The sequence below is a fragment of the Pseudomonas sp. RA_15y_Pfl1_P11 genome (assembly GCF_963970975.1).
GTDB classification, from domain to species: Bacteria; Pseudomonadota; Gammaproteobacteria; order Pseudomonadales; family Pseudomonadaceae; genus Aquipseudomonas; species Aquipseudomonas tritici.
In genome coordinates this window covers 246,360-269,022 of the sequence record NZ_CAXAOY010000005.1, presented here as the reverse complement: position 1 = coordinate 269,022, position 22,663 = coordinate 246,360, and the positions used below count along the sequence as shown (strand labels likewise).

The 22,663-nt window shown below is 60.0% G+C and carries 17 protein-coding genes; 12 read left to right on the top strand and 5 right to left on the bottom strand.

All coding sequences use genetic code 11. The features are described 5' to 3' along the window. Positions 1 to 3 precede the first annotated feature (3 nt). Positions 4 to 741, bottom strand: a complete 738-nt coding sequence (locus AACY44_RS08710) for a GntR family transcriptional regulator (RefSeq protein WP_339435995.1) — start codon at positions 739 to 741, stop codon at positions 4 to 6. Between the two features lie 213 nt (positions 742 to 954). Between AACY44_RS08710 and AACY44_RS08705 the strand changes: the two genes are divergently transcribed. Together AACY44_RS08705 and AACY44_RS08700 are read left to right on the top strand one after the other, a co-directional pair. Beyond that, complete coding sequence (locus tag AACY44_RS08705) at positions 955 to 1,788, top strand: amidohydrolase family protein (protein WP_339435996.1); 834 nt, start codon at positions 955 to 957, stop codon at positions 1,786 to 1,788. A gap of 30 nt (positions 1,789 to 1,818) precedes the next feature. Next, positions 1,819 to 3,117, top strand: coding sequence for an SLC13 family permease (locus AACY44_RS08700; RefSeq protein ID WP_339530057.1), 1,299 nt, complete (start codon positions 1,819 to 1,821; stop codon positions 3,115 to 3,117). A gap of 183 nt (positions 3,118 to 3,300) precedes the next feature. On the opposite strand, the gene AACY44_RS08695 is transcribed toward AACY44_RS08700, so the two are convergent. Then, complete coding sequence (locus AACY44_RS08695) at positions 3,301 to 4,095, bottom strand: AraC family transcriptional regulator (RefSeq protein ID WP_339420587.1); 795 nt, start codon at positions 4,093 to 4,095, stop codon at positions 3,301 to 3,303. Positions 4,096 to 4,183: 88 nt separating this feature from the next. Between AACY44_RS08695 and AACY44_RS08690 the strand changes: the two genes are divergently transcribed. Further along, positions 4,184 to 5,431, top strand: a complete 1,248-nt coding sequence (locus tag AACY44_RS08690) for an MFS transporter (RefSeq protein ID WP_339530055.1) — start codon at positions 4,184 to 4,186, stop codon at positions 5,429 to 5,431. On the opposite strand, the gene AACY44_RS08685 is transcribed toward AACY44_RS08690, so the two are convergent. Further along, a complete protein-coding gene (locus AACY44_RS08685) occupies positions 5,344 to 6,255 on the bottom strand; it encodes a LysR family transcriptional regulator (RefSeq protein WP_339438127.1) in 912 nt (303 codons plus the stop codon). The two genes, AACY44_RS08690 and AACY44_RS08685, sit on opposite strands and share 88 nt — an antisense overlap. A 144-nt stretch (positions 6,256 to 6,399) precedes the next feature. Here AACY44_RS08685 and AACY44_RS08680 point away from each other — a divergent pair, with 144 nt between their 5' ends. Genes AACY44_RS08680 through AACY44_RS08670 form a run of 3 tightly spaced genes read left to right on the top strand, consistent with a single transcriptional unit; the run spans position 6,400 to position 8,591 of the window. Beyond that, positions 6,400 to 7,797, top strand: coding sequence for an amidohydrolase family protein (locus AACY44_RS08680; RefSeq protein ID WP_339436001.1), 1,398 nt, complete (start codon positions 6,400 to 6,402; stop codon positions 7,795 to 7,797). An 11-nt stretch (positions 7,798 to 7,808) separates the two neighbouring features. Beyond that, positions 7,809 to 8,282: a DMT family transporter gene (locus AACY44_RS08675; RefSeq protein WP_339436002.1), complete on the top strand. Its 474-nt coding sequence runs from the start codon at positions 7,809 to 7,811 to the stop codon at positions 8,280 to 8,282. A 39-nt stretch (positions 8,283 to 8,321) separates the two neighbouring features. Next, on the top strand, positions 8,322 to 8,591 hold the full coding sequence (locus AACY44_RS08670) for a helix-turn-helix transcriptional regulator (protein WP_339455909.1): 270 nt from the start codon (positions 8,322 to 8,324) through the stop codon (positions 8,589 to 8,591). On the opposite strand, the gene treR is transcribed toward AACY44_RS08670, so the two are convergent. Next, positions 8,564 to 9,268, bottom strand: coding sequence for a trehalose operon repressor (treR, locus tag AACY44_RS08665; RefSeq protein ID WP_339436004.1), 705 nt, complete (start codon positions 9,266 to 9,268; stop codon positions 8,564 to 8,566). The genes AACY44_RS08670 and treR overlap by 28 nt on opposite strands. Positions 9,269 to 9,507: 239 nt before the next feature. On the opposite strand from treR, the gene treP reads away from it, so the two are divergent. From treP to AACY44_RS08640, 5 genes are all read left to right on the top strand, one after another. Beyond that, a complete protein-coding gene (gene treP / locus AACY44_RS08660) occupies positions 9,508 to 10,950 on the top strand; it encodes a PTS system trehalose-specific EIIBC component (RefSeq protein WP_339420593.1) in 1,443 nt (480 codons plus the stop codon). A gap of 44 nt (positions 10,951 to 10,994) precedes the next feature. Next, positions 10,995 to 12,641 carry an alpha,alpha-phosphotrehalase gene (gene treC / locus AACY44_RS08655; protein ID WP_339530052.1) on the top strand — a complete coding sequence of 549 codons (1,647 nt, stop codon included), beginning with the start codon at positions 10,995 to 10,997 and terminating at the stop codon, positions 12,639 to 12,641. 70 nt (positions 12,642 to 12,711) lie between these two features. Continuing rightward, entirely contained in the window at positions 12,712 to 13,932 is a 1,221-nt protein-coding gene (locus AACY44_RS08650) for a maltoporin (protein WP_339530050.1), read from the top strand. Between the two features lie 141 nt (positions 13,933 to 14,073). Next, positions 14,074 to 16,590 carry a phosphoenolpyruvate--protein phosphotransferase gene (gene ptsP, locus AACY44_RS08645; RefSeq protein WP_339530048.1) on the top strand — a complete coding sequence of 839 codons (2,517 nt, stop codon included), beginning with the start codon at positions 14,074 to 14,076 and terminating at the stop codon, positions 16,588 to 16,590. 2 nt (positions 16,591 to 16,592) lie between these two features. Then, a complete protein-coding gene (locus AACY44_RS08640; protein ID WP_339420597.1) occupies positions 16,593 to 16,874 on the top strand; it encodes a PTS transporter subunit EIIB in 282 nt (93 codons plus the stop codon). 144 nt (positions 16,875 to 17,018) lie between these two features. On the opposite strand, the gene mltF is transcribed toward AACY44_RS08640, so the two are convergent. After that, entirely contained in the window at positions 17,019 to 18,479 is a 1,461-nt protein-coding gene (mltF, locus tag AACY44_RS08635; protein ID WP_339417328.1) for a membrane-bound lytic murein transglycosylase MltF, read from the bottom strand. A gap of 286 nt (positions 18,480 to 18,765) precedes the next feature. On the opposite strand from mltF, the gene purL reads away from it, so the two are divergent. Beyond that, on the top strand, positions 18,766 to 22,662 hold the full coding sequence (gene purL / locus AACY44_RS08630) for a phosphoribosylformylglycinamidine synthase (protein ID WP_339530046.1): 3,897 nt from the start codon (positions 18,766 to 18,768) through the stop codon (positions 22,660 to 22,662). The last annotated feature ends 1 nt before the right edge of the window (position 22,663 follow it).

The following is a 22,663-nucleotide window of genomic DNA, read 5'->3' as shown; positions in this document are numbered from 1 at the left end:
GGCTCATGAGATATCGATCTGGTACCTGAACCCCTCGGCCGCCGCGCGGGAAATTCGGTATTCGAGCGGGGAGCTGTCATAGCCGAGGGCGGTGCGCTCGATGGTGACGACCGGGGCGCCTTCTTTGATCGAAAGGATTTTGGCGATGCCCCGGTCGGCTTGCTGCACGGTGAGGGTCTCGGTCGCCGAGCCGATACATTGGCCGCACTGGGTTTCATAAAACGGGTAGAGCAGTTTGCCGAAGCTTTCGGAATTAATGTCCAGCAATACGCCGAATCGTGTGACGGGGAGCCAGATATCCTCGTGAAACAGTGTGCGGCTTTCAACCATCCGCAGCCGCTCCAGGTGCACGACGTCTTCGTCGTCCGCCAACTTCAGTGCTGTTGCCACCGGCTGTGAGGGTTTTTGCCGGTCCTTTGCCAGGATGCTGCTGGTCGGTATTTCTCGCCCACCCGCGGCATTCACTTGCCTGAAGAATCGCGCCAGTGAGGCATCGAAGTTGGGGCGGCGCACGTAGGTGCCACGGCCCTGGCTGCGCAGGAGCAGGCCTTCATTGACCAGTGTGTCCACGGCCTTTCGTACCGTGCCGATGGCCACACCATAGTGTTTGGTGAGCTCGGTCTCCGTGGGGATGGGCGAGCCTGGCATCCATTCGCCGGTGCCGATCTTGGCGAGCATTTCTTCTCGCAAGCGCTGATAGAGCGGCAAGCGCTCGTCGTATCCGAGTGTAGGGGCGTTCATTTTTTCTTTGATTCCTTTTCGGCATGCGGAGCCACTTTATCACCTGTGTGAGGTTTGACAGATATCTATCCCTGAATATATGGTTATCTAGTCATATATATGAATTTCAGCTTCTATACACATGCTGACGATGGCAGATTAGGCCAAAGGACCTGGTTTCTCATGGGCGGCAGGTGATTTGCCATAACAACAAACGATCGGGGTTATCTGTTTATGACCAGCCTTCACCCGCCTGCCTTCACCGGTGTGGACACGCACGCCCACGTCTTCCGCCAGGATCTGCCGATGGTTGCCAACCGTCGCTACAGCCCGGGTTACAACGCTTTGGTGGAGCAATACCTGGATCACCTGGATCGCCACGGTTTTTCACACGGCGTGTTGATTCAGCCGAGCTTTCTGGGCACCGACAATCACTTCATGCTCGACGCGTTGCGCCGTTATCCGCAGCGCTTGCGTGGGGTGGCGGTGGTGGATGTCGCCGTCAGCGAAACCCAGTTGGACGAATTGGCAGAAGCCGGTGTGGTCGGCATCCGTTTGAATCTCATTGGTAAGGCGCTGGCGGATTACAGCGGCCCAGCCTGGACCGCTCTATTCCAGCAATTAGCGCTGCGGGGATGGCAAGTGGAAATTCAGCGCGGCATCGATGACCTGGCGCTGATCGTATCGGCCATCAGAGCCTGCGGTGTGACCGTGGTCATCGATCATTTCGGCCTGCCGACGGGGGGCATCAATGCAGGGAACCCCAACCATCAGGCGTTTCTAGAGTTGCTGAAGGATGACGGGGTGTGGCTCAAGCTGTCCGCCGCGTACCGCAGTCAATCCGATCTGGCCCAGGCGTCGCATGCGCTGGCTCTGGTGCGCGACGCGAGTGGCGGTCTCCAGCGACTCGTCTGGGGCAGCGATTGGCCCAACACTCAGTTTGAACAGCAGACGGACTATGCCCGGCAAGTCGCTTTCCTCGAGGGCTTGCTGCCGGACGCGGCCGAGCGGGCGCATGTGCTCAAGGACAACCCAGCGAAGCTGTTTGGCTTCGACATTTCCCGCTAAACCATCAATAACAACAATAGGACTTCCATCATGATGAGCCTGCTCGTCGTCGCGGCAATCGTTGTCGCCGTCGCCCTCGGTTACAAAACCAAGATCAACATAGGCCTGTTTGCCATCGCTTTTGCTTACCTGATCGGCTGTTACGGCATGGGGTTGAGCCCGTCCGAAGTCATCAGCCTGTGGCCGCTGAAGATTTTCTTCATCATCTTCTCGGTTTGTCTGTTCTATAGTTTTGCCACCGTCAATGGCACGCTTGAAAAGCTGGCGGAGCATCTGATTTATCGATGCCGGTCGATGCCTCAACTGTTGCCGTTCGCGGTCTTCTTCACGGCAACCGCCATCTCGGCGATGGGGGCAGGCTACTACACAGTGTTGGCGTTCATGGCGCCCATCACGTTGCTGCTGTGTGAGCGCACCGGGATGAGCCTGATCACGGGCGGCATGGCGGTCAACTATGGCGCCTTGAGCGGAGCCAACTTCGTCTCCAGCCAGAGTGGTATCATTTTTCGTGGCTTGATGGTCAATGCCGGCATCCCGGAAAACGAGGCTTTCATCAACGCCGCAGCGATTTTCGCCAGTACCTTGGTGATACCGCTGGCGGTGATTTCGGTATTGGTGTTTCTCACCGGCCATGGCAAGGCGATGAAGGCGTCCGCTTATGCGGTCGCCGTGCCGACGCCGCTGAACCGCGAGCAGACAATCACCCTGTGGCTGACGTTGGCGATGATGGTGATCGTGCTGGCGGCGCCCATCGCGCAAATTGTCTTCCCGGACAACTCCACGGTGAGCTTCATCAATTCGAAGATGGACATCGGTTTGATCGCCAGCCTGTTCTCGGTGATCGCGCTCTTGCTGAAACTGGGCGACGAACGCAAGGCCATGGCGTCCGTGCCCTGGGGCACGCTGATCATGATCTGCGGTGTGGGCATGCTGATTTCGGTCGCGATCAAGGCCGGGACCATCGGCTTGCTGGCATCGTGGATGGGCAATAGCATTGCGCCGATCATGGTACTGATTGTCTTCGGTGTGGTGGCGGCGTTCATGTCACTGTTCTCCAGCACACTGGGGGTGGTGACGCCGGCGCTGTTCCCATTGGTGCCACCGCTTGCCACGGCACTGGGGCTCGATCCGATGATCCTGTTCGTGGCCATCGTCGTGGGCGCTCAAGCCACCTCCATCTCGCCGTTCTCCTCTGGTGGCAGCTTGATATTAGGCTCATGTACCACGGGGCATAGCCGCAGCTCATTGTTCCAGCAGCTCCTGTTTCGCGCAGCGCCTCTTGGCTTTGTCGCGGCACTGGTGTTCAACGCTGTCCTGACGTTCGTTTAAGCACGGCTCTTCACGGCTCGGCGCCTTTGCCGAGCCGTTGCGTTTGGCACGTCGATCAACCAATAGGGAAAAATGACCCTCATTGATGAGCCGGGAAGGGTGCAGGCCATCCGATATCGGTCAAATCGAATGGGATTGCTTGCCGTCACCCATCCCGTTAAGGCTTTGATCGCGCTATCTGCGTTAACGTAGCGAGGAAAAATACTGTGTAGGCGGTTTACCCAAGGCTTTCTTGAACATGGTGATGAAGGCATTAACAGAGTCATATCCCAGAATGCCCGCCACACGCTGCACGGAGACACCCTCCGCCAAATGACTCAGTGCGATCATCAAATGCAACTGTTGGCGCCAGCGTCCGAAGCTCAGCCCAGTCGTGCTTTCCACCAGTCTGGCCAGTGATCGTTCGCTGGTTGCAAGCCGAGTGGCCCACTCGCGCAAAGTGGTTCGGTCGCCGGGGTCTGCAAAAAGCGTATCTGCGATTTTTTTGATCTTAGGGTGGTCTGATATCGGCAAGTGCAGCTCTTTCAACGGGGCATCGCAAAGCTGCTCAAGCAGTACTGCAACCAGTCGCGCTGTCTTGCCCTCGGACAGATAAGAAGGTTCCTGTTCAGCGAGATGCAGGATCAATTCCCGGACAAGGGGCGTGATTGCAACCGTACAGCACGCTTCAGGCATAGCTGCTGCGCCGGGCTCAACAAACAGAAAGCAGGTACGAGCGTTTTCGGTCACTCGGCAACTGTGAGGAGTACCGCCCGGAATCCATACCGCGTGCTGGGGAGGGACAAGCCAGAGTGCATTTTGTACCTCACAACTCACTGCACCTTGCAAAGACAGGATCAGTTGCCCCTTACGATGATCATGCGGGCTGACACTCGAATGATTGAGTTCGGGCGCAACCTTGAGGGCGATCGCTGCCTCAGCGAAAAGATCTGAATCGAAATCTTCCGGGGAGGAAACGCCATTTTTTGAACTTGGCATAATTTAGGTATCAGGTGTCTTGATATCTATATTAGATAATTTTGGGACTCTCTACAGTTGTTCTCTTTTCCGAGGACAGATAGAGAATATGTCAGACACAAAAAACAAGTGGCGGGCTATTGCGCTCGTGGCAGGCATTCTACTTATTGCCGTAAACCTGCGCGTTCCCTTTACCAGCATCGCGCCCGTTTTGCCGCTGATCCAGAATGATTTTGGCTTGAGCGCCTCAGCTCTAGGCCTGCTTACTTCACTGCCATTACTTGCCTTTGCAGCCTTCTCCCCGCTCAGCGCATCGGTCGCCCGCAGGTTCGGCATCGAGCGCACGCTTTTCGGTGCACTGGTGGTCATTTCATCGGGCATCCTGCTCCGCTCCGCAGGCAGCGTATGCGCGTTGTACGCCGGTACGATATTGATAGGCACTGGGATCGCCCTGGGCAACGTGCTGCTGCCCGGCCTGATCAAACGCGACTTCTCGACAAAAATGGCTTCCATGACCGGCGCATACTCCATCACGATGGGCGCAGCGGGCGCTGTCGGTTCAGCCGTAATAATTCCGCTGACCCAATCATGGGGGTGGCCGATTGCCCTGAGTTTGTTGGTCGCAGCCCCGTTGTTGGCGCTGGTGGTGTGGCTGCCGCAGTTGAAAAAACACGAGCACGTAAAGCTGTCCGGTCCGAAACAAGCGCCAACCGTGGCCGTCTGGCGTTCGCCGCTGGCATGGCAGGTCACACTGTTCATGGGGCTGAACGCGATGCCTTTTTATGTTGCCGTCGGCTGGCTGCCGACCATTCTGATGGATCATGGCATATCCCCGGAGCAAGCAGGCACGGTACACGGCACGCTTCAACTGACCACGGCAATACCCGGCTTGATTCTAGCGGCCACGCTTCGCCGTCTCAAAGACCAGAAACTGGCAGCCGCTACCGTCAGCCTGTTAACCGCCTCATCCCTGATCGGGCTCATTTACGCGCCAGACTACGCTATGTTGTGGGCCGCGTTCCTGGGCTTCGGCTCTGGTGCCAGCATGATGCTCGGCCTGACCTTCATCGGCTTGCGCACAAAAAATGCCGGTGACACGGCGGCACTGTCAGGCATGGCGCAGTGCGTCGGCTACCTGATGGCAGCCGCAGGCCCCTTGCTGCTGGGCCAACTGCACGACTGGACCGGGGGCTGGACAGCACCGCTGCTGATCACAGCCGCAATCTCCGTAGCCGGCGCATTCATCGGCATGCTGGCCGGGCGCAACGTTCAACTTGAACCTGCTGACTCATCGTCGCGAACAAGCCCAGCAATCCAGTCAGCGAATGCGCTCACAGCTGGCGATAGAAAGCGCTGATGCGGGTATAGCAGGTGCACAGGAACCGATGCGGGCTGCCAGTCAGCAAGCACTTCAACCAGCCGCCCTTCTCGCAGATGCTCGCTGACCACGTTCTCAGCGAGCTGCACTAGCCCGAAGCCTTCAAGGCACATTTTGATATAGAGCCCAGTCTCGTTGACAGCCGCTTTGCCGTTCACAGGGACTGAGATCTTGTCGGTGCCACGGGCGAAGCGCATTTCGCTTGCTTGCCGTGCGCGGCCCGAGAAGTAATGGATGGCCCGGTGGTGAGACAAGTCTTGCGGAGTTTGCGGAGTACCGTTTTCTTCGAGATAGGCGACAGACGCACAGGTCACCCAGCGAAACCGGCCGAGTGGGCGCGCAACGAGCGTTGAGTCATCGAGCTCGCCTGTACGAATAACGCAATCGACACCCTCTTGAACCAGATCAACCTGCCGATCGTTCACGCCTATCATCAGGTAGATATCCGGGTAGCGCCTGTAAAAGTCTTGCAGGTTTGGCATGACGATGAAGTGTGCAATGCCACCCGGCATATCGACACGCAAACGCCCCTGTGGCCGCTTTACGGAATCCGTCAGGCTGGTCTCTGTGTGTTCGATCAGCTCCAATATTTCCCGGCATTGCGCCAGATATTGAGCGCCCTCAGGCGTCAGGCTGACTCGCCGTGTGGTTCTGTTCAGCAAGCGCACTTGCAGGTACTTCTCAAGATTTTTAACGCTGCTGGTGACCGTCGAGGCTGGCAAAGAGAGCGTCTGTGCCGCCTGGATAAAGCTTCCTGCCTCAGCCACGCGGACGAAAACCTGCATCGCTTGAATACGGTCCATGACTGTTAGCAGCCTCAAAGCAGTGATCGGGAAAGGCCTTATTATTCGTGGAAATTGAATAATTAAAACAGTTTTACCATCTTTTTCCCGCAGTATCGCCTTGCGTACATTGCTTCCAACGAAATGTGAAGAGGTGTACAGAAAATGGCCGAATATAACCGCAGCATCGTGCTGGCCCCGGCCGCTCCCGCCGCCTGCACCCTTATCCGCGGCGCCACTGTGCTGAGCATGGACGGCGATATCGGTAATCTGGCGCGCGGCGATATCTTTATCGAGGGCAGCACCATCACGGCCATCGGTGAAAACATCGAGGCCGGCGACGCCGTTGTTCTCGAGGCATCCGGCATGATTGCCATGCCCGGCATGGTCGATACGCATCGTCACTCCTGGGAGGGCCAACTGCGTCAAATCAATCCGAATGCCCAAACCCTGGAAGACTACTGCAACGCAACGCACTTCTCGTTCGCCAAATACTATCGCCCGGCTGACATGTATATCGGCAATCTACTGACTGCATTGGGCTGCATCGATGCGGGCATCACGACCGTGGTCGATAACTCGCACAACAGCCGCACCGGCGCGCACTCCGACGCCGCGGTCGAGGCGCTGCTCGATGCTGGTATCCGGTCTGTACACGCCTCCGGTGCGCCGGTTTCTGGTGAATGGGACAAAGCCCATTGGCCCGGCAACCTAGAGCGCCTGCAGGAAAAATACGTCAGGAACGGTGACAACCCGCTGCTCTCGCTGGCGGTGATGGCGCAGCTGGAACCTGAACTGTGGGCTGAAGCCCGGCGTCTGGGGCTGCCGATCATCACTGAGTTTTTTGGTGGGGACATGGCAGCTGAGTTGGAGGGTTTGCATCGCGAGGGCCTGCTGCGCACCGATAACATCTTCAACCACTGCACCTCGCTGCCGGACGCCGGCTGGAAAATCCTTCGCGAGGCTGGCGTGCGGGTCAACGTATGCCCGCGTTCAGATGCCCACTACGGCATCGAAGATGGAATGTTCGCCATGCAGTCGGCCCAGCGTCACGGCATCAGTCCGGGGCTGAGTGTCGATAACGAAACCTCCTACAGCGGTGACATGTTCATGGAGATGCGGGTGGCGTTCTATCTGCAGCGCGTCATGGGCATGCATCAGCAGCGCTGCTGCGGCGCAGCACATCATCCGGTGACCCTGCCTGCTCATGGCCTGCTCAAAGCCGCCACTCTCGACGGCGCTACCTGTGCCGGATTGCAGGACAAAGTCGGCAGCCTGGCCCCCGGCAAACAGGCCGACCTGATCCTTATCAACACGCAGGACATCAACCTTTACCCGTCGGGTAACGCATTCGGCACCGTGGTACACGCGGCCGAACGCAGCAATGTCGACACGGTCATGATTGGCGGGCGCATCGTCAAGCGCGGCGGCAAGGTGCTGGGCGTGGACAGCGAAAGGCTGCGTGCAGCAATCGACGAATCCCGTGAGCATCTGTTTGCTGCCGCAGGCTACCAGCCGGATATTTTTGCCGAGACATTTATGCCGCTTGAGTCAGCCAAGTAAGGAGACGCGAGATGAACGCAGCCTACTACCTGCTGGCCATCGCCGCAGGGCTTGGCATAACCCTGCAGACCACGCTGAATGGTCAACTCGCTAAAGGTGTGGGTGGAGATTCCGTAGCGGCGGCGCTGTTCTCATTTACTGCCGGAGCGGTATGCCTGGGCGTCTTTTCATTGATGCGTGGCGGGATAGTGGCCTCACTGGCGGCTATACCTGCCCAGCCCTGGTGGAGCCTGCTGGGCGGTCTGCTGGGTGCCGGTGCCTTGCTTAGTTATGTGGTGCTTGCGCCAAAAATCGGCCTGTCAGCCCTGCTGGGCCTCGCTATCGCAGGTCAGATTATCTCTTCACTGGTTATCGATCATTTCGGATTGATGGGGGCATCGGAAAGGCCGGTGTCTCTCGTAAAGTTGGCCGGGGCGATGGTGATGCTCGCAGGCTTGGCCATCGCCCTGTTCGGTGACAGGTGGTCAGCGCTTTTCTCCAACTGACTGCCTTGTTTACCCCATCCTGTTTCGTAGGACGCAACCATGTTTAAAACCCTAACCGACACCGCCAGTCTTCTTGGCGAATGCCCTGTCTGGTGCGAAAGAACGGAGGGGCTTTCACAGAGCCAGCTTGCGCACCGTCATGGCATGAGCCGCTCCACCATTTCGCGGGGCGAGAACAACACGATCTCCGAAGTTCGCGGCGGTAGGAGAGAAGATGACTGCTGCATGGACGGCAGGGCTGGCAAAAAGTATCGCAGTGCAATGATCTTCCCGGTTGATGCTTACCTGCGCGCAATATCCGAAAAGTAAAACTTATCCAACGTATGCCGCGACTCGGTGTACTCGAACTGCCGCCCGTCCTGCAAAAACGTCTGGTTGCTCACCACGATCACATGGCTCTGCCCTTCGAGGTCAAGGTGTGCCTGGTCGTCCTTGCCGCGTGGCAGGGCTTCGATAGTGCGTTGGGCGTAGGCGATCTGCAGTTGCAAGGTCTGTTCAATGAACGCGTAGATCGACTGTTCGGCGATGTCGCGGTGCAAACCCGGGATCACATCAGCGACGAAGTGGTTGATGTCCAGGATCACGCGTTTACCGCCGATGCGCCTTACCCGCTTGATGCGGGTGATCAGCGTACCGGGCTCTGCTTCGATGTGCTGCAGCAGTGAACCCTCCAGTGGGCATTGGGTGAACTCGACCACTTCAGTGTGTACGTCGTCGCCCAGGTCGGCGTGGGTTTCGTGGAAGCTGACGATGCCGCCGAGTTGGAACTCAATCGGGTTGGGCGACAACACGAACGTGCCCTTGCCATGGATTTTTTGCGCGAACCCACGCTCCTGCAACTGCTCGATGGCGCGACGCACGGTGCCTCGGCTGGCCTGGTAGCTGTCCATCAGTTCGGTTTCGGAGGGAAGGCGCGTGCCGCGCTGCAGGCGTTCGGTGGTGATGCTGGCAAGCAGATCCGTGTAGATCTGGTTGTATTTGCTCATGGGGATGGCTCTTTGCCGGGGTTGCGGTCAAGGCAGGAACCTTAGTGGCAGAGAGGGGGTTTGTCCATTAGGCCCTTGGATTTATGCGGCGTGCAGCGATGCGGCGGCCTACAGGAAATAAACAAAATTAAACTCGTACAGACGAGCTGTTGCTTTAACTCGTACAGACGAGTACTTTTGCCCTCGGCGTGCTGCCAATGACTGCCCCTCAAATAAAAAAATCAAAGTGGAAAACAAGCATGAGCCACGACTATTCGAACATTGCCCGCGAGATCCTCGAAAACCTCGGGGGCCGCGACAACCTTGAGCAAGCTGCCCACTGCGTGACCCGCCTGCGCCTGGCGCTCAAGGACCCGAGCCTGGTCAATGGCAGCGCGCTGAGCCAGGTCGATCTGGTCAAGGGTTCGTTCTTCACCGGCGGCCTGTTCCAAGTGGTGATCGGTCCCGGCGAAGTGGAAAGGGTCTACGCCGCCCTGCGCGAACAGACCGGTCTCGCCGCCGCCACCATCGCCGATGTGAAGAAGAAGGGCGCCGACAAGACCAACGCTATGCAGCGCCTGGTGCGGGTGTTTTCCGATGTGTTCATGCCGATCCTGCCCGCGCTGATCATCGCCGGCCTGTTGATGGGCGTGAACAACCTGATGGGCGCCAAGGGCATGTTCATCGAGGGCAAGACGCTGCTCGAGGCCTATCCAAACCTGGATGGGCTGTGGAGCCTGATCAACCTGATGGCCAACACCTCGTTCGTGTTCCTGCCGGCGCTGGTCGGCTGGTCGGCGGCCAAGCGCTTCGGCGGCAGTGAAATCCTTGGCATCGTGCTGGGCCTGATGCTGGTGCACCCGGACCTGCTCAACGCTTGGAACTACGGCAAAGCCGTGGCCGGGCTCGACGGCCAGAGCCTGCCGTACTTCGATATTTTTGGCTGGTTCCAGATCGAAAAAGTCGGCTACCAGGGGCAGATCCTGCCGATCCTGATGGCGGCGTATGTGATGAGCGTGATCGAGAAATGGTTGCGGGCGCGGGTGCCCAATGCGATTCAACTGCTCGTCGTGCCGATTACCACCATCGTCGTTACCGGTGTGCTGGCCCTGGCGATTATCGGCCCGGTGACCCGTCACCTCGGCATCCTGATCACCGAAGGCGTGGTCACCCTGTTTGACCTGGCGCCGATGGTCGGCGGGGCGATTTTCGGCCTGCTGTATGCGCCGCTGGTGATCACCGGCATGCACCACATGTTCCTTGCCGTGGACCTGCAACTGATCTCCACCCAGGGCGGCACCTTTATCTGGCCGATGATCGTCATGTCCAACCTGGCCCAGGGCAGCGCCGCGCTCGCGGTGTTCTACATGAGCCGCAATGCGCGGGACAAAAGCATGGCTTCGACTTCGGCAATTTCGGCGTATTTCGGCATCACTGAACCGGCGATGTTCGGGGTGAATTTGCGCTTCAAGTTTCCGTTTTATGCGGCCCTTGTTGGCTCGGCGCTGGGCAGCATTTTCCTCGCGCTGAACAAGGTGCAGGCTTCGGCCATTGGGGTGGGGGGCTTGCCTGGATTTATCTCGATCGTGCCGCAATCCATCGCGGTGTTTGTGATCGGCATGGTCATCGCGATGGTGGTGCCGTTTGTTTTGACCTGTGCGTTGAGCATGAAGATTGTTCGGCCCGGATACAGGGTCGCCTGATCTGGCGCCTTCGCCAGCACACAACTCTACTGAAGGAACCCACCATGCAAAACTGGCAACACTCGGTGATCTACCAGATCTACCCCAAAAGCTTCCACAGCCACGCGGGTAACGCCACCGGTGACCTGCTGGGCATCGTGGACAAACTCGATTACCTGAAATGGCTGGGCGTGGACTGCCTGTGGATCACCCCGTTCTTGCGCTCGCCGCAACGGGACAACGGCTATGACATCAGCGACTACTACGCCATCGACCCGAGCTACGGGACCATGGCCGACTGCGACCTGCTGATCAGCGAAGCGGCCAAACGTGGCATTAAGCTGATGCTGGATATCGTGGTCAACCACACCTCCATCGAGCACGAGTGGTTCCAGCAGGCGCGCAGCAGCCTCGATAACCCGTACCGCGACTTCTACATCTGGCGCGACCAGCCGAACAACTGGGAATCCAAGTTCGGCGGCTCGGCCTGGGAATACGAGGCGCAAACCGGCCAGTACTTCCTGCACCTGTTCGACCACACCCAGGCCGACCTCAATTGGGACAACCCCCAGGTGCGCGCCGAAGTGTTCAAGCTGATGCGCTTCTGGCGCGACAAGGGCGTGGGCGGTTTCCGCCTGGACGTGATCAACCTGATCTCCAAGCCCGCCGACTTTCCCGAAGACAACAGCGACGGCCGCCGTTTTTACACCGACGGCCCGAATGTGCACGAATACCTGCAGGAAATGCACCGCGAAGTCTTCGAAGGGCATGACCTGATCAATGTCGGCGAGATGTCATCCACCAGCCTCGAACACTGCATTCGCTACTCGCGGCCGGAGTCGAAAGAGCTGTCGATGACCTTTAACTTTCATCACCTGAAAGTGGACTACCCGAACCTGCAGAAGTGGGTGAAAGCTGACTTCGATTTTCTGCAACTCAAGCAGATCCTCTCCGACTGGCAAATGGGCATGCAAGCCGGTGGCGGCTGGAACGCGCTGTTCTGGTGTAACCACGACCAGCCACGGGTGGTCTCGCGTTTTGGCGATGACGGCGAGCACCGCGTGGTCTCGGCCAAGATGCTCGCCACCGCGCTGCACTTCCTCCAGGGCACGCCGTTCGTGTACCAGGGCGAAGAGTTGGGCATGACCAATCCGGGCTTCGACAGGATCGAGCAGTACCGTGATGTGGAGACGCTGAATATCTTCCGCCTCAAGCGCGATGCCGGCGAGTCCGAGACGTCGAGCATGGCGGCGATCATGCAGAAGTCGCGGGACAACGGTCGCACGCCGATGCAGTGGAATGCGTCGGAAAATGCGGGTTTCAGCGCCGGCGAGCCCTGGATCGGTATTCCGGAAAATGCTTCAACGATCAATGTCGAAAGCCAGCTGGATGACCCGGATTCAGTGCTGCATCACTACCGTATGCTGATTGCCTTGCGTCGGCATGAGCCTCTGATCCAAGAAGGTGTGTACCGTCAACTGCTGCAAGACCACTTACAGGTCTGGGCGTACCTGCGCGAAGGCCATGGCGAGCGCCTGTTGGTGCTGAACAACTTCTACGGCACGCCCTGCGACATCCAACTGCCGGACACCGTGATCAACCCTGCAAGTGAACAACGCCTGCTGATCAGCAACTACCCCGACTGCCCGCAACGTACCGCCACGGTGGCGCTGCGTCCTTACGAATCGTTTGTGCTGCACCTCAAGGACTGAGACTCGTTGTAACCCCGTGTGGGAGCACGGGGCGCTTTGAAAAAACATAATAAAAATATCGGAGTGCTTTATGAAAACAACAATAAAGCTGGGCCTCGTTGCGTCTTGTTTAAGCCTGCCTATTGGCGCTCAAGCCTTGGAATTTGCCGGTTACGTGCGCAGTGGCGCGGGGACTTCAACGGGCAGCGGCCCACAGCAATGTTTCCAACTGCCGGGGGCGCAAACCAAATACCGCCTGGGTAACGAATGCGAGCAGTACGGCGAACTGGAGTTGCGCCAGGACCTGGTTACCCTCGACGACGGCTCGGTGCTCAGCGTCGATGCCATGGCGTCGCTCTACAACAAGTACGACCGTGAACTGAAGTTCCAGGGCGAGAACAACGGCACCGCGCGCATGCCGCAGATGTATGCGCAGTGGTCCAACCTGCCCAGCCTCAATGGCGGCTCGCTGTGGGCCGGTCGGCGTTACTACAAGCGTAACGACATCCATATCTCCGACTTCTACTACTGGAACCAGAGCGCCACGGGCGGGGGGATCGAGGACGTACTGATCGGCGACCTCAAGTACAGCTACGCGATTTCCCGCAAGGACAACCTGTACCAGAAGGAATACGCCACCCGTCACGACTTCAACGTCGCAGGCTTCAAGACTAACCCTGGCGGCGAGCTGGAGCTGGGCTTGAGCTACATCGAAAAAGCGGGCGGGCGTGACACCAACAGCGGCTGGGCGATCACCGCGCAGCACGTGCAAAAACCTTTCCTGGGCGCCAAGAACAAGTTTGCCTTGCAGTATGGCGAAGGCCCAGGCACTGGCCTGGGTTACACCGGCAATACCTTCCTGGATAAGAGCAGCAAAAGTTACCGCGCCGTGGAGTTTTTCGACTGGCAGGTGACTCCGCGTTTCGGTGGGCAGATCGAGGCGGTGTACCAGAAGGACATTCGTCCCGGCAGCCAGGATCAGACCTGGATGTCCCTCGGTGTGCGCCCGGCGTACGCCATCAGCGAGCAGTTCAAGCTGGTCATCGAGCTTGGGCATGATCAGGTTGACGCCAGCGGCGGCACGCGCAAGCTGAGCAAATTTACCTTCGCCCCAACCTGGTCGCCCAAAGGCCCGGATTTCTGGGCGCGGCCGCAAGTGCGCTTGTACTACACCTATGCAACGTGGAACGAAGCGGCCAAGCGCGCGGCGAATGAATTGGCGGCGGGGTCGGCGTTGTCAGACACCGGCTCCTACGGCACGGCGCGGCATGGGGCGAACGTTGGTGTGCAAGTTGAATATTGGTGGAAGTAACTAGACGGGTGTACACGGACTAAACATGTGGGAGCGAGCAAGTCGAATCGTCATACCGCCGCTCCCACATTTTGATCGTCGTTACTCCAAATTTTTGCATCCAGCCAATGATATTTACAGAACAAAACAGCAGGTGAAGCCATGACCACAACTCAACCCTTGGAACTGCTGGCGCCCTTGTCGGGTGTGCTGCTGGCGTTGGACAAGGTGCCCGACCCGGTATTCTCCAGCCGCTTGATCGGCGACGGCCTGTGCATCGACCCCACGTCGCAGACCCTCTGCGCGCCACTGGCCGGGGTGATCAGTAATATCCAGGACAGTGGGCATGCCGTCAGCATCACCGACGACAACGGCGTCCAGGTGCTGATGCATATCGGCCTGGACACCGTGAACCTGGCAGGCCAGGGCTTCACTCGGCAGGTGCAGGAAGGCCAGCGGGTGGAGGCCGGGCAAGCGCTGATCGAATTCGATGCCGATTATGTGGCGCTCAATGCGCGCAGTTTGCTGACCTTGATGCTGGTGGTCAGCGGCGAGCCGTTTACCCTGTTGGCGAACGGTCTTGTGGCGGTCGGCCAGCCGTTGTTGCAGTTATCCCCACGTGAAACTGTTGAAACGCTGGACGAGGAGGACGGCGATGCGCTGTTCTCCAAACCGCTGACCTTGCCTAACCCCAACGGTTTGCACGCCCGCCCTGCGGCGGTGCTCGCCCAGGCGGCGAAGGGTTTCAATGCGAGCATCTACCTGCACAAGCAAACCCAGAGCGCCAATGCGAAGTCGCTAGTAGCGATCATGGCGTTGCAAACCGTGCAGGGCGACACCGTGCAAGTGAGCGCGGCAGGGGAGGAGGCCGAGGCGGCGATCAACGCGCTGGTGGGCTTGTTGGCTGAAGGCTGTGGCGAGGCGGTTGCGACCGTTGCTGAACCGGTCGCGGCGGTATTGTCGGCAACGCTGCTGCGGGGCGTGTGTGCGTCACCGGGTTCGGCGTTTGGCCAGGTCGTTCAAGTGACCGAGCCTGAGCTGGCTATCATTGAACACGGCACGGGTGAAACCGCTGAACGTGCTGCCCTGGCGCGTGGCCTGCTGGCTGCAACCGAAGCGCTGCAAGCTCTGCAAGACAAGGCCGCCGGCAGTGCCCAGGCAGAGATCTTCCGGGCACATCAGGAACTGCTCGAAGACCCAACCTTGCTGGAACAAGCCCACAGCCTGCTGGCTGACGGCAAGAGCGCCGTATTTGCCTGGAACCGTGCCACGGTCGCGACGGCCAGCGTGTTCCAGGGCTCAGGCAATGCTCTGCTTGCCGAACGTGCGGCAGACCTGGCCGACGTCGGCCAGCGCGTGCTGAAACTGATCCTCGGCATTCAAGACAGCGCCTGGGACTTGCCGGAACGCGCGATCCTGATCGCTGAACAACTGACGCCGTCGCAGACCGCCAGCCTGGATACACGCAAGGTGCTGGGTTTCGTCACGGTCGGCGGCGGCGCAACCAGCCACGTCGCGATCCTCGCCCGCGCCCTGGGTTTACCAGCGATTTGCGGTGTGTCGGCCCAAGTGCTGGCGTTGGCCAATGGCAAACAGGTCCTGCTCGACGCCGACAAAGGCGAGCTGCACCTTGAGCCGAACCTGGCCGAGATCGAACAGTTGGAGGCGGCGCGCATGCAACAGGCGCTGCGCCATCAGCGCGACGTGGCGCACGCGTCTCTACCGGCAACCACCCGCGATGGCCATCACGTCGAAGTCACCGCCAACGTGGCTTCGTTGACGCAGGTGGAACAGTCCTTGAACCTCGGCGGGGAAGGCGTCGGCCTGTTGCGCTCGGAATTTCTCTACCTGGACCGCAACCGCGCGCCGAGCCCCGACGAGCAAGCGGCGACCTACACCGCGATCGCCCGTGCCCTGGGCTCCGAGCGCAACCTTGTGGTGCGCACCCTCGACGTTGGTGGCGACAAACCGTTGACCTATGTGCCCATGGACGCCGAGACCAACCCATTCCTCGGTTTGCGCGGCATCCGCCTGTGCCTGGAGCGCCCGGAGTTGCTGCGCGAACAGTTCCGCGCGATCCTCGCCAGTGCCGGTTTTGCGCGGTTGCATATCATGTTGCCGATGGTCAGCCTGCTGTCGGAGTTGCGCCTAGCCCGTAAGATCCTCGAAGAGGAAGCGCTGGCGCTGGGGCTCAGCGAGTTGCCGAAGCTGGGGATCATGATTGAAGTACCGTCTGCCGCCTTGATGGCGGACGTGTTCGCGCCCCATGTGGATTTCTTTTCTATCGGCACCAACGATTTGACCCAATACACCCTCGCCATGGACCGCGACCATCCGCGCCTGGCCGGCCAGGCCGACAGCTTCCACCCGGCGGTGTTGCGCTTGATCGCCACCACGGTCAAGGCCGCGCATGCTCATGGCAAGTGGGTCGGCGTGTGCGGTGCACTGGCGTCCGAAGCGCTGGCGGTGCCGGTGCTGATCGGGCTGGGTGTGGATGAGTTGTCGGTCAGCGTGCCGTTGATCCCCACCATCAAGGCCACCGTGCGCGAGCTGGACCTGGCTGGCTGCCAGATCATTGCCCGCCAGGTGCTCGGCCTGGAAGAAGCCGGTCAGGTGCGTGAGGCATTGCGCCAATATCACGCGGCTACCGTTGAAACCTCACCTGTTGTGGAGCTTTGAGCATGTTCGAGAAATTGCAGCAGGCGTTCTGGAAGGCCCTCACGCCGGATTTGATTGCCGAGACGGTAGCGGCGCCGGGTTTGTTGTCGGCTGATGTGCTACGGGCGTTGGGCGGCGCGGATAATCTCAAGTCGCAGCAGCGGGTGGCGCTGACGCGGGTGCGGGTGCAGCTGCAGGATGCTGCGAAGGTGGATGCTGCAGCGTTAAAGGCTGCGGGTGTGCCTGGGGTGATGGTGTTGGCGGGTGGGGTCGTGCACCTGCTTACCGGGCTGGGCTCGGTCTAGAGATCAACGCAGATCAATGTGGGAGCCGGGCTTGCCCGCGATAGCGGTGTGTCAGGCTGCGGGTATTTCGACTGCCAGGCCGCCATCGCGGGCAAGTCGCACCGCCGCTCCCGCAGGGTTTTGCAGCGTGTTGAATAGCGTGTCTTACAGCTGCGAGTTATCTTCCGGCGGCTTGGTCTTATCCACACCCGGCACGTGCAGGTTGCCCTCAACCACCTGGTTACCTTCCAACTGCGGCTGCGTCACCCAAGTCAGAATGTCGTAATACCGCCGGATGTTCGCCACAAAATGCACCGGCTCACCACCGCGCGCATAACCGTAGCGCGTCTTGCTGTACCACTGCTTTTGCGACAGGCGCGGCAGCATCTTCTTCACATCCAGCCACTTGTTCGGGTTCAAACCTTCGCGCTTGGCCAGCGTGCGCGCATCTTCCAGATGGCCGCTGCCCACGTTGTAGGCGGCGAGGGCAAACCAGGTGCGATCCGGCTCGGCGATGCTGTTGTCCAGTTCATCCTTGATCTTGGCCAGGTACTTGGCGCCGCCCATGATGCTTTGCTTGGGGTCCAGGCGGTTGGACACGCCCATCGCCTGGGCGGTGTTCTGGGTCAGCATCATCAGGCCGCGCACGCCGGTCTTGGAGGTGACGGTCGGTTGCCACAGCGATTCTTGATAGCCAATGGCTGCCAACAGGCGCCAATCGACCTTCTCTTTCTTGGCATAGGCCCGGAAGTTTTTCTCATACTTGGGCAACCGCTGCTGCAGATGCTGGGCAAAGGTGTAGGCGCCTACGTAGCCGAGTACATCGACGTGCCCGTAATAGCGGTCTTTGAGACGCTGCAGGGTGCCGTTCTTCTCGACCTTGTCCAGGTAACTGTTGATCTCGTTGAGCAGGCTGTTGTCTTCACCCGCCGCCACGGCCCAGCTCTGATTGCTGGGATCGCCCAGGTCGAAGGCCACGCGCACTTTGGGGAAGTACACCTGGTTCATGGCGACTTCGTTGGAGTCCACCAGGGTCAGGTCGATTTGCCCCTCGTCCACCATGCGCAGCAGGTCGACGACTTCAACGGCGTCGGACTCTTCGTATTCAATCGCAGGATTCTGCTTCTTGAGCGCCGCCAGTTGTTCGGCGTGGGTGCTGCCCTTGAGCACCATGATCTTCTTGCCCACCAGGTCTGCCGCGTTCGTCGGGCGGGACTGGCCATTGCGATAGATGATCTGTGGGGTGACTTCTAAATAAGGGTGGGAGAAACGCACCTGCGTCCGGCGCTGTTCGCTGCTGACCAGGCCTGCGGCAGCGAGGACCGGGCCGTTGGGCTTGCCCAACTGGCCAAACAGGTCATCCAGGTTGTCGGCGGTCTCGATCTCCAGCTTTACCCCCAGGTCGTCGGCAAAGCGTTTGACCAGTTCGTATTCGAAACCGGTTTCACCGTTGCGGTCCTGGAAATACGTGGCCGGACTGTTTCGGGTGATCACCCGCAATACGCCATCCTCCTTGATTCGCTCGAGCGTGCTGGGCTTATCAACACAGGCGCTGAGCATCAGGAAGAGTCCGGTTGCGATAAGCCATTTGGCGCATCGCGGGCGCAAAGCAGTTGGGGAGAACATCTGCGCAGTATACGCAAACGGCCCACGGCGCCATATCTCGACAGCGCGGGACTTGTCTGCTAGCGCTTGCAAAACTGTGCTGCAGCCCGCAGAAACGGGGCTTGGCGAGGGATTGTGACGGTTAAAATAACTGCGCGGAATACCCCGGACGCCCCCTCAAAAGCGGTGCAATCCGGCCAACTGACGTCTGGCAGTCGCCACCGGTAGCGTTTCGGGTGCCGTTGGCGGCGGTTTACGCTAGAATGCACGGCCTCAAAGCACACCCCTTCCCGAGGCTGTCCCGAAGATGTTGATCCTGCGCGGCGCTCCTGCCCTTTCTGCCTTTCGCCACAGCAAACTCCTTGAGCAACTGAGCCAGAAGGTTCCAGCGGTTACAGGCCTGTATGCTGAATTTGCTCACTTCGCCGACGTTACCGGCGTGTTGGCCGCCGACGAACAGCAAGTGCTCGCACGCCTTCTGAAGTACGGCCCGAGCGTTCCCGTTCAAGAGCCCAATGGCCGCTTGTTTCTGGTTCTGCCACGGTTCGGCACCATTTCGCCCTGGTCGAGCAAGGCCAGCGATATCGCCCGTAACTGTGGCCTGGAAAAAATCCAGCGCCTGGAGCGTGGTATTGCCTTCTATGTCGCGGGCCAGTTCAGCGATGCCGACGCCGAGTTGATCGCCAGCAGCCTGCACGACCGCATGACCCAGATCATCGTCAGCCAGATGGAACAGGCTGCCGGCCTGTTCAGCCACGCCGAGCCCAAGCCGCTGACCGCGATTGACGTGCTCGGCGGTGGCCGCGCCGCCCTTGAGAAGGCCAACACCGAGTTGGGCCTGGCCCTGGCCGAAGACGAGATCGACTACCTGGTCAACGCCTTCAACGGCTTGAAGCGCAACCCGCACGACATCGAACTGATGATGTTTGCCCAGGCCAACTCCGAGCACTGCCGTCACAAGATCTTCAACGCCAGTTGGGACATCGACGGCGAGAGCCAGGAAAAAAGCCTGTTCGGCATGATCAAGAACACCTACGTGATGCACAGCGAAGGCGTTCTGTCGGCTTATAAGGACAACGCCTCGGTCATCGTCGGCTCTGTTGCCGGCCGTTTCTTCCCGGACCCTGAGACCCGCCAGTACGGCGCGGTGCAGGAGCCGGTGCACATCCTGATGAAGGTTGAAACCCACAATCACCCGACCGCGATTGCCCCGTTCCCTGGCGCAGCCACCGGTTCAGGCGGCGAAATCCGCGACGAAGGTGCTACCGGCCGTGGCGCCAAGCCCAAGGCTGGCCTCACCGGTTTCACCGTGTCCAACCTGCAGATCCCCGGCTTCGAACAGCCGTGGGAAGTGCCGTACGGCAAGCCTGAGCGCATCGTGACCGCACTCGACATCATGATCGAAGGCCCGCTGGGCGGCGCCGCGTTCAACAACGAATTCGGTCGTCCGGCGTTGACCGGTTATTTCCGTACCTTCGAACAGTCCATCACCACCCCGCGTGGCGATGAAGTGCGCGGCTACCACAAGCCGATCATGTTGGCCGGCGGCATGGGCAACATCCGTGAAGAACACGTCAAGAAAGGCGAGATCCTGGTCGGCTCCAAGCTGATCGTCCTCGGCGGCCCGGCGATGTTGATCGGCCTGGGCGGCGGCGCAGCGTCCTCCATGGCCACCGGCACCAGCTCGGCGGACCTGGACTTCGCTTCGGTACAGCGCGAGAACCCAGAGATGGAGCGCCGGTGCCAGGAAGTCATCGACCGTTGCTGGCAGTTAGGTGACAAGAACCCGATCAGCTTCATCCACGACGTCGGCGCCGGTGGTTTGTCCAACGCCTTCCCGGAACTGGTCAACGATGGCGACCGTGGCGGCCGTTTCGAACTGCGCAACATTCCAAACGACGAACCGGGCATGGCCCCGCACGAAATCTGGAGCAACGAATCCCAGGAACGCTACGTTCTGGCCGTTGGCCCTGAAGACTTCGCGCGCTTCCAGGCCATCTGCGAACGCGAGCGTTGCCCGTTTGCCGTGGTCGGCGAAGCCACGGCCGAGCCGCAACTGACCGTCACCGACAGCCACTTCGGCAACAGCCCGGTGGACATGCCACTCGAAGTGCTGCTGGGCAAAGCCCCGCGCATGCACCGTTCGGCCGTACGTGAAGCCGAGCTGGGCGATGATTTCGACCCAAGCCCCCTGGAGCTGGCCGACAGCATCGAACGCGTGCTGCACCACCCTGCCGTGGCGAGCAAAAGCTTCCTGATCACCATCGGCGACCGCACCATCACTGGCCTGGTTGCCCGTGACCAAATGGTCGGCCCGTGGCAGGTTCCGGTGGCAGACGTTGCCGTCACCGCCACCAGCTTCGACGTCTACACCGGTGAAGCCATGGCCATGGGCGAGCGTACGCCGCTGGCCCTGCTGGACGCTCCGGCGTCGGGCCGCATGGCGATTGGTGAAACCCTCACCAACATCGCGGCTTCGCGTATCGGTAAATTGTCCGACATCAAACTGTCGGCCAACTGGATGTCCGCTGCCGGTCACCCGGGTGAAGATGCACGCCTGTATGACACGGTTAAAGCAGTCGGCATGGAGCTGTGCCCGGAGCTGGGCATCACCATTCCGGTAGGCAAGGACTCCATGTCCATGGCCACCCGCTGGAACGAAGACGGCACCGACAAGAGCGTCACCTCGCCGCTGTCGCTGATCGTTACCGGTTTTGCACCGGTCACCGACATCCGCCAGACCCTGACCCCGCAACTGCGCATGGACAAGGGCACCACCGACCTGATCCTGATCGACCTCGGCCGTGGCCAGAACCGCATGGGCGCGTCGATCCTGGCACAGACCCATGGCAAGCTCGGCAAGCACGCGCCGGACGTCGACGACGCCGAAGACCTCAAAGCCTTCTTCGCCGTGATCCAGGGCCTGAATGCCGACGGCCACCTGCTGGCCTACCACGACCGTTCCGATGGCGGCTTGCTGACCAGCGTCGTGGAAATGGCTTTCGCCGGTCACTGCGGCCTGAACATCGTGCTCGACAGCGTTGCCGAGGATGCGTCTGAAATCAACGGCATCCTGTTCAACGAAGAGCTGGGCGCCGTGATCCAGGTGCGCCAGGACGCGACCCCGGACGTACTCGCCCAATTCAGCGCCGCCGGCCTGGACGACTGCGTGGCGGTGATCGGCCAGCCGATCAACAACGGCGAGATCAACATCTCCTTCAATGGCGACACCGTGTTTGCCGGCCAGCGCCGCTTGCTGCAACGCCAGTGGGCCGAGACCAGCTTCCAGATCCAGCGTCTGCGTGACAACGTCGAGTGCGCTGAGCAGGAGTTCGACCTGATCCTGGAAGAAGACAACCCGGGCCTGAGCACCAAGCTCAGCTTCGACGTCAACCAGGACATCGCAGCGCCTTACATCAAGAAAGGCATTCGTCCACACGTTGCGGTTCTGCGTGAGCAGGGCGTCAACGGCCAGGTGGAAATGGCGGCCGCGTTCGACCGCGCCGGCTTCAATGCGATCGACGTGCACATGAGCGACATTCTCGCCGGTCGCGTTGATCTCAATGAGTTCAAAGGCCTCGTCGCCTGCGGCGGCTTCTCCTACGGCGATGTGCTGGGTGCCGGTGAAGGCTGGGCCAAATCGGCCCTGTTCAACAGCCGTGCCCGCGACGCGTTCCAGGGTTTCTTCGAGCGCAACGACAGCTTCACCCTGGGTGTGTGCAACGGTTGCCAGATGATGTCCAACCTCAGCGAACTGATTCCGGGCAGCGAGTTCTGGCCGCACTTTGTGCGCAACCGTTCCGAGCAGTTCGAAGCCCGTGTTGCCATGGTGCAGGTGCAGGAATCCAACTCGATCTTCCTGCAAGGCATGGCCGGTTCGCGCATGCCCATCGCCATCGCCCACGGTGAAGGCCATGCCGAGTTCGCCAGCGAAGAAGCCCTGCTCGCAGCCGACCTGTCCGGCACCGTGGCGCTGCGTTTCGTCGACAACCACGGCAAGGTCACCGAGACCTACCCGGCCAACCCGAACGGCTCGCCGCGCGGGATCACCGGCCTCACCAGCCGCGACGGTCGCGTGACCATCATGATGCCGCACCCGGAGCGTGTCTTCCGCGCCGTGCAAAACTCGTGGCGCCCGGAGGAGTGGAGCGAAGACGGCGCCTGGATGCGCATGTTCCGCAACGCACGCGCGTGGGTGAACTAAG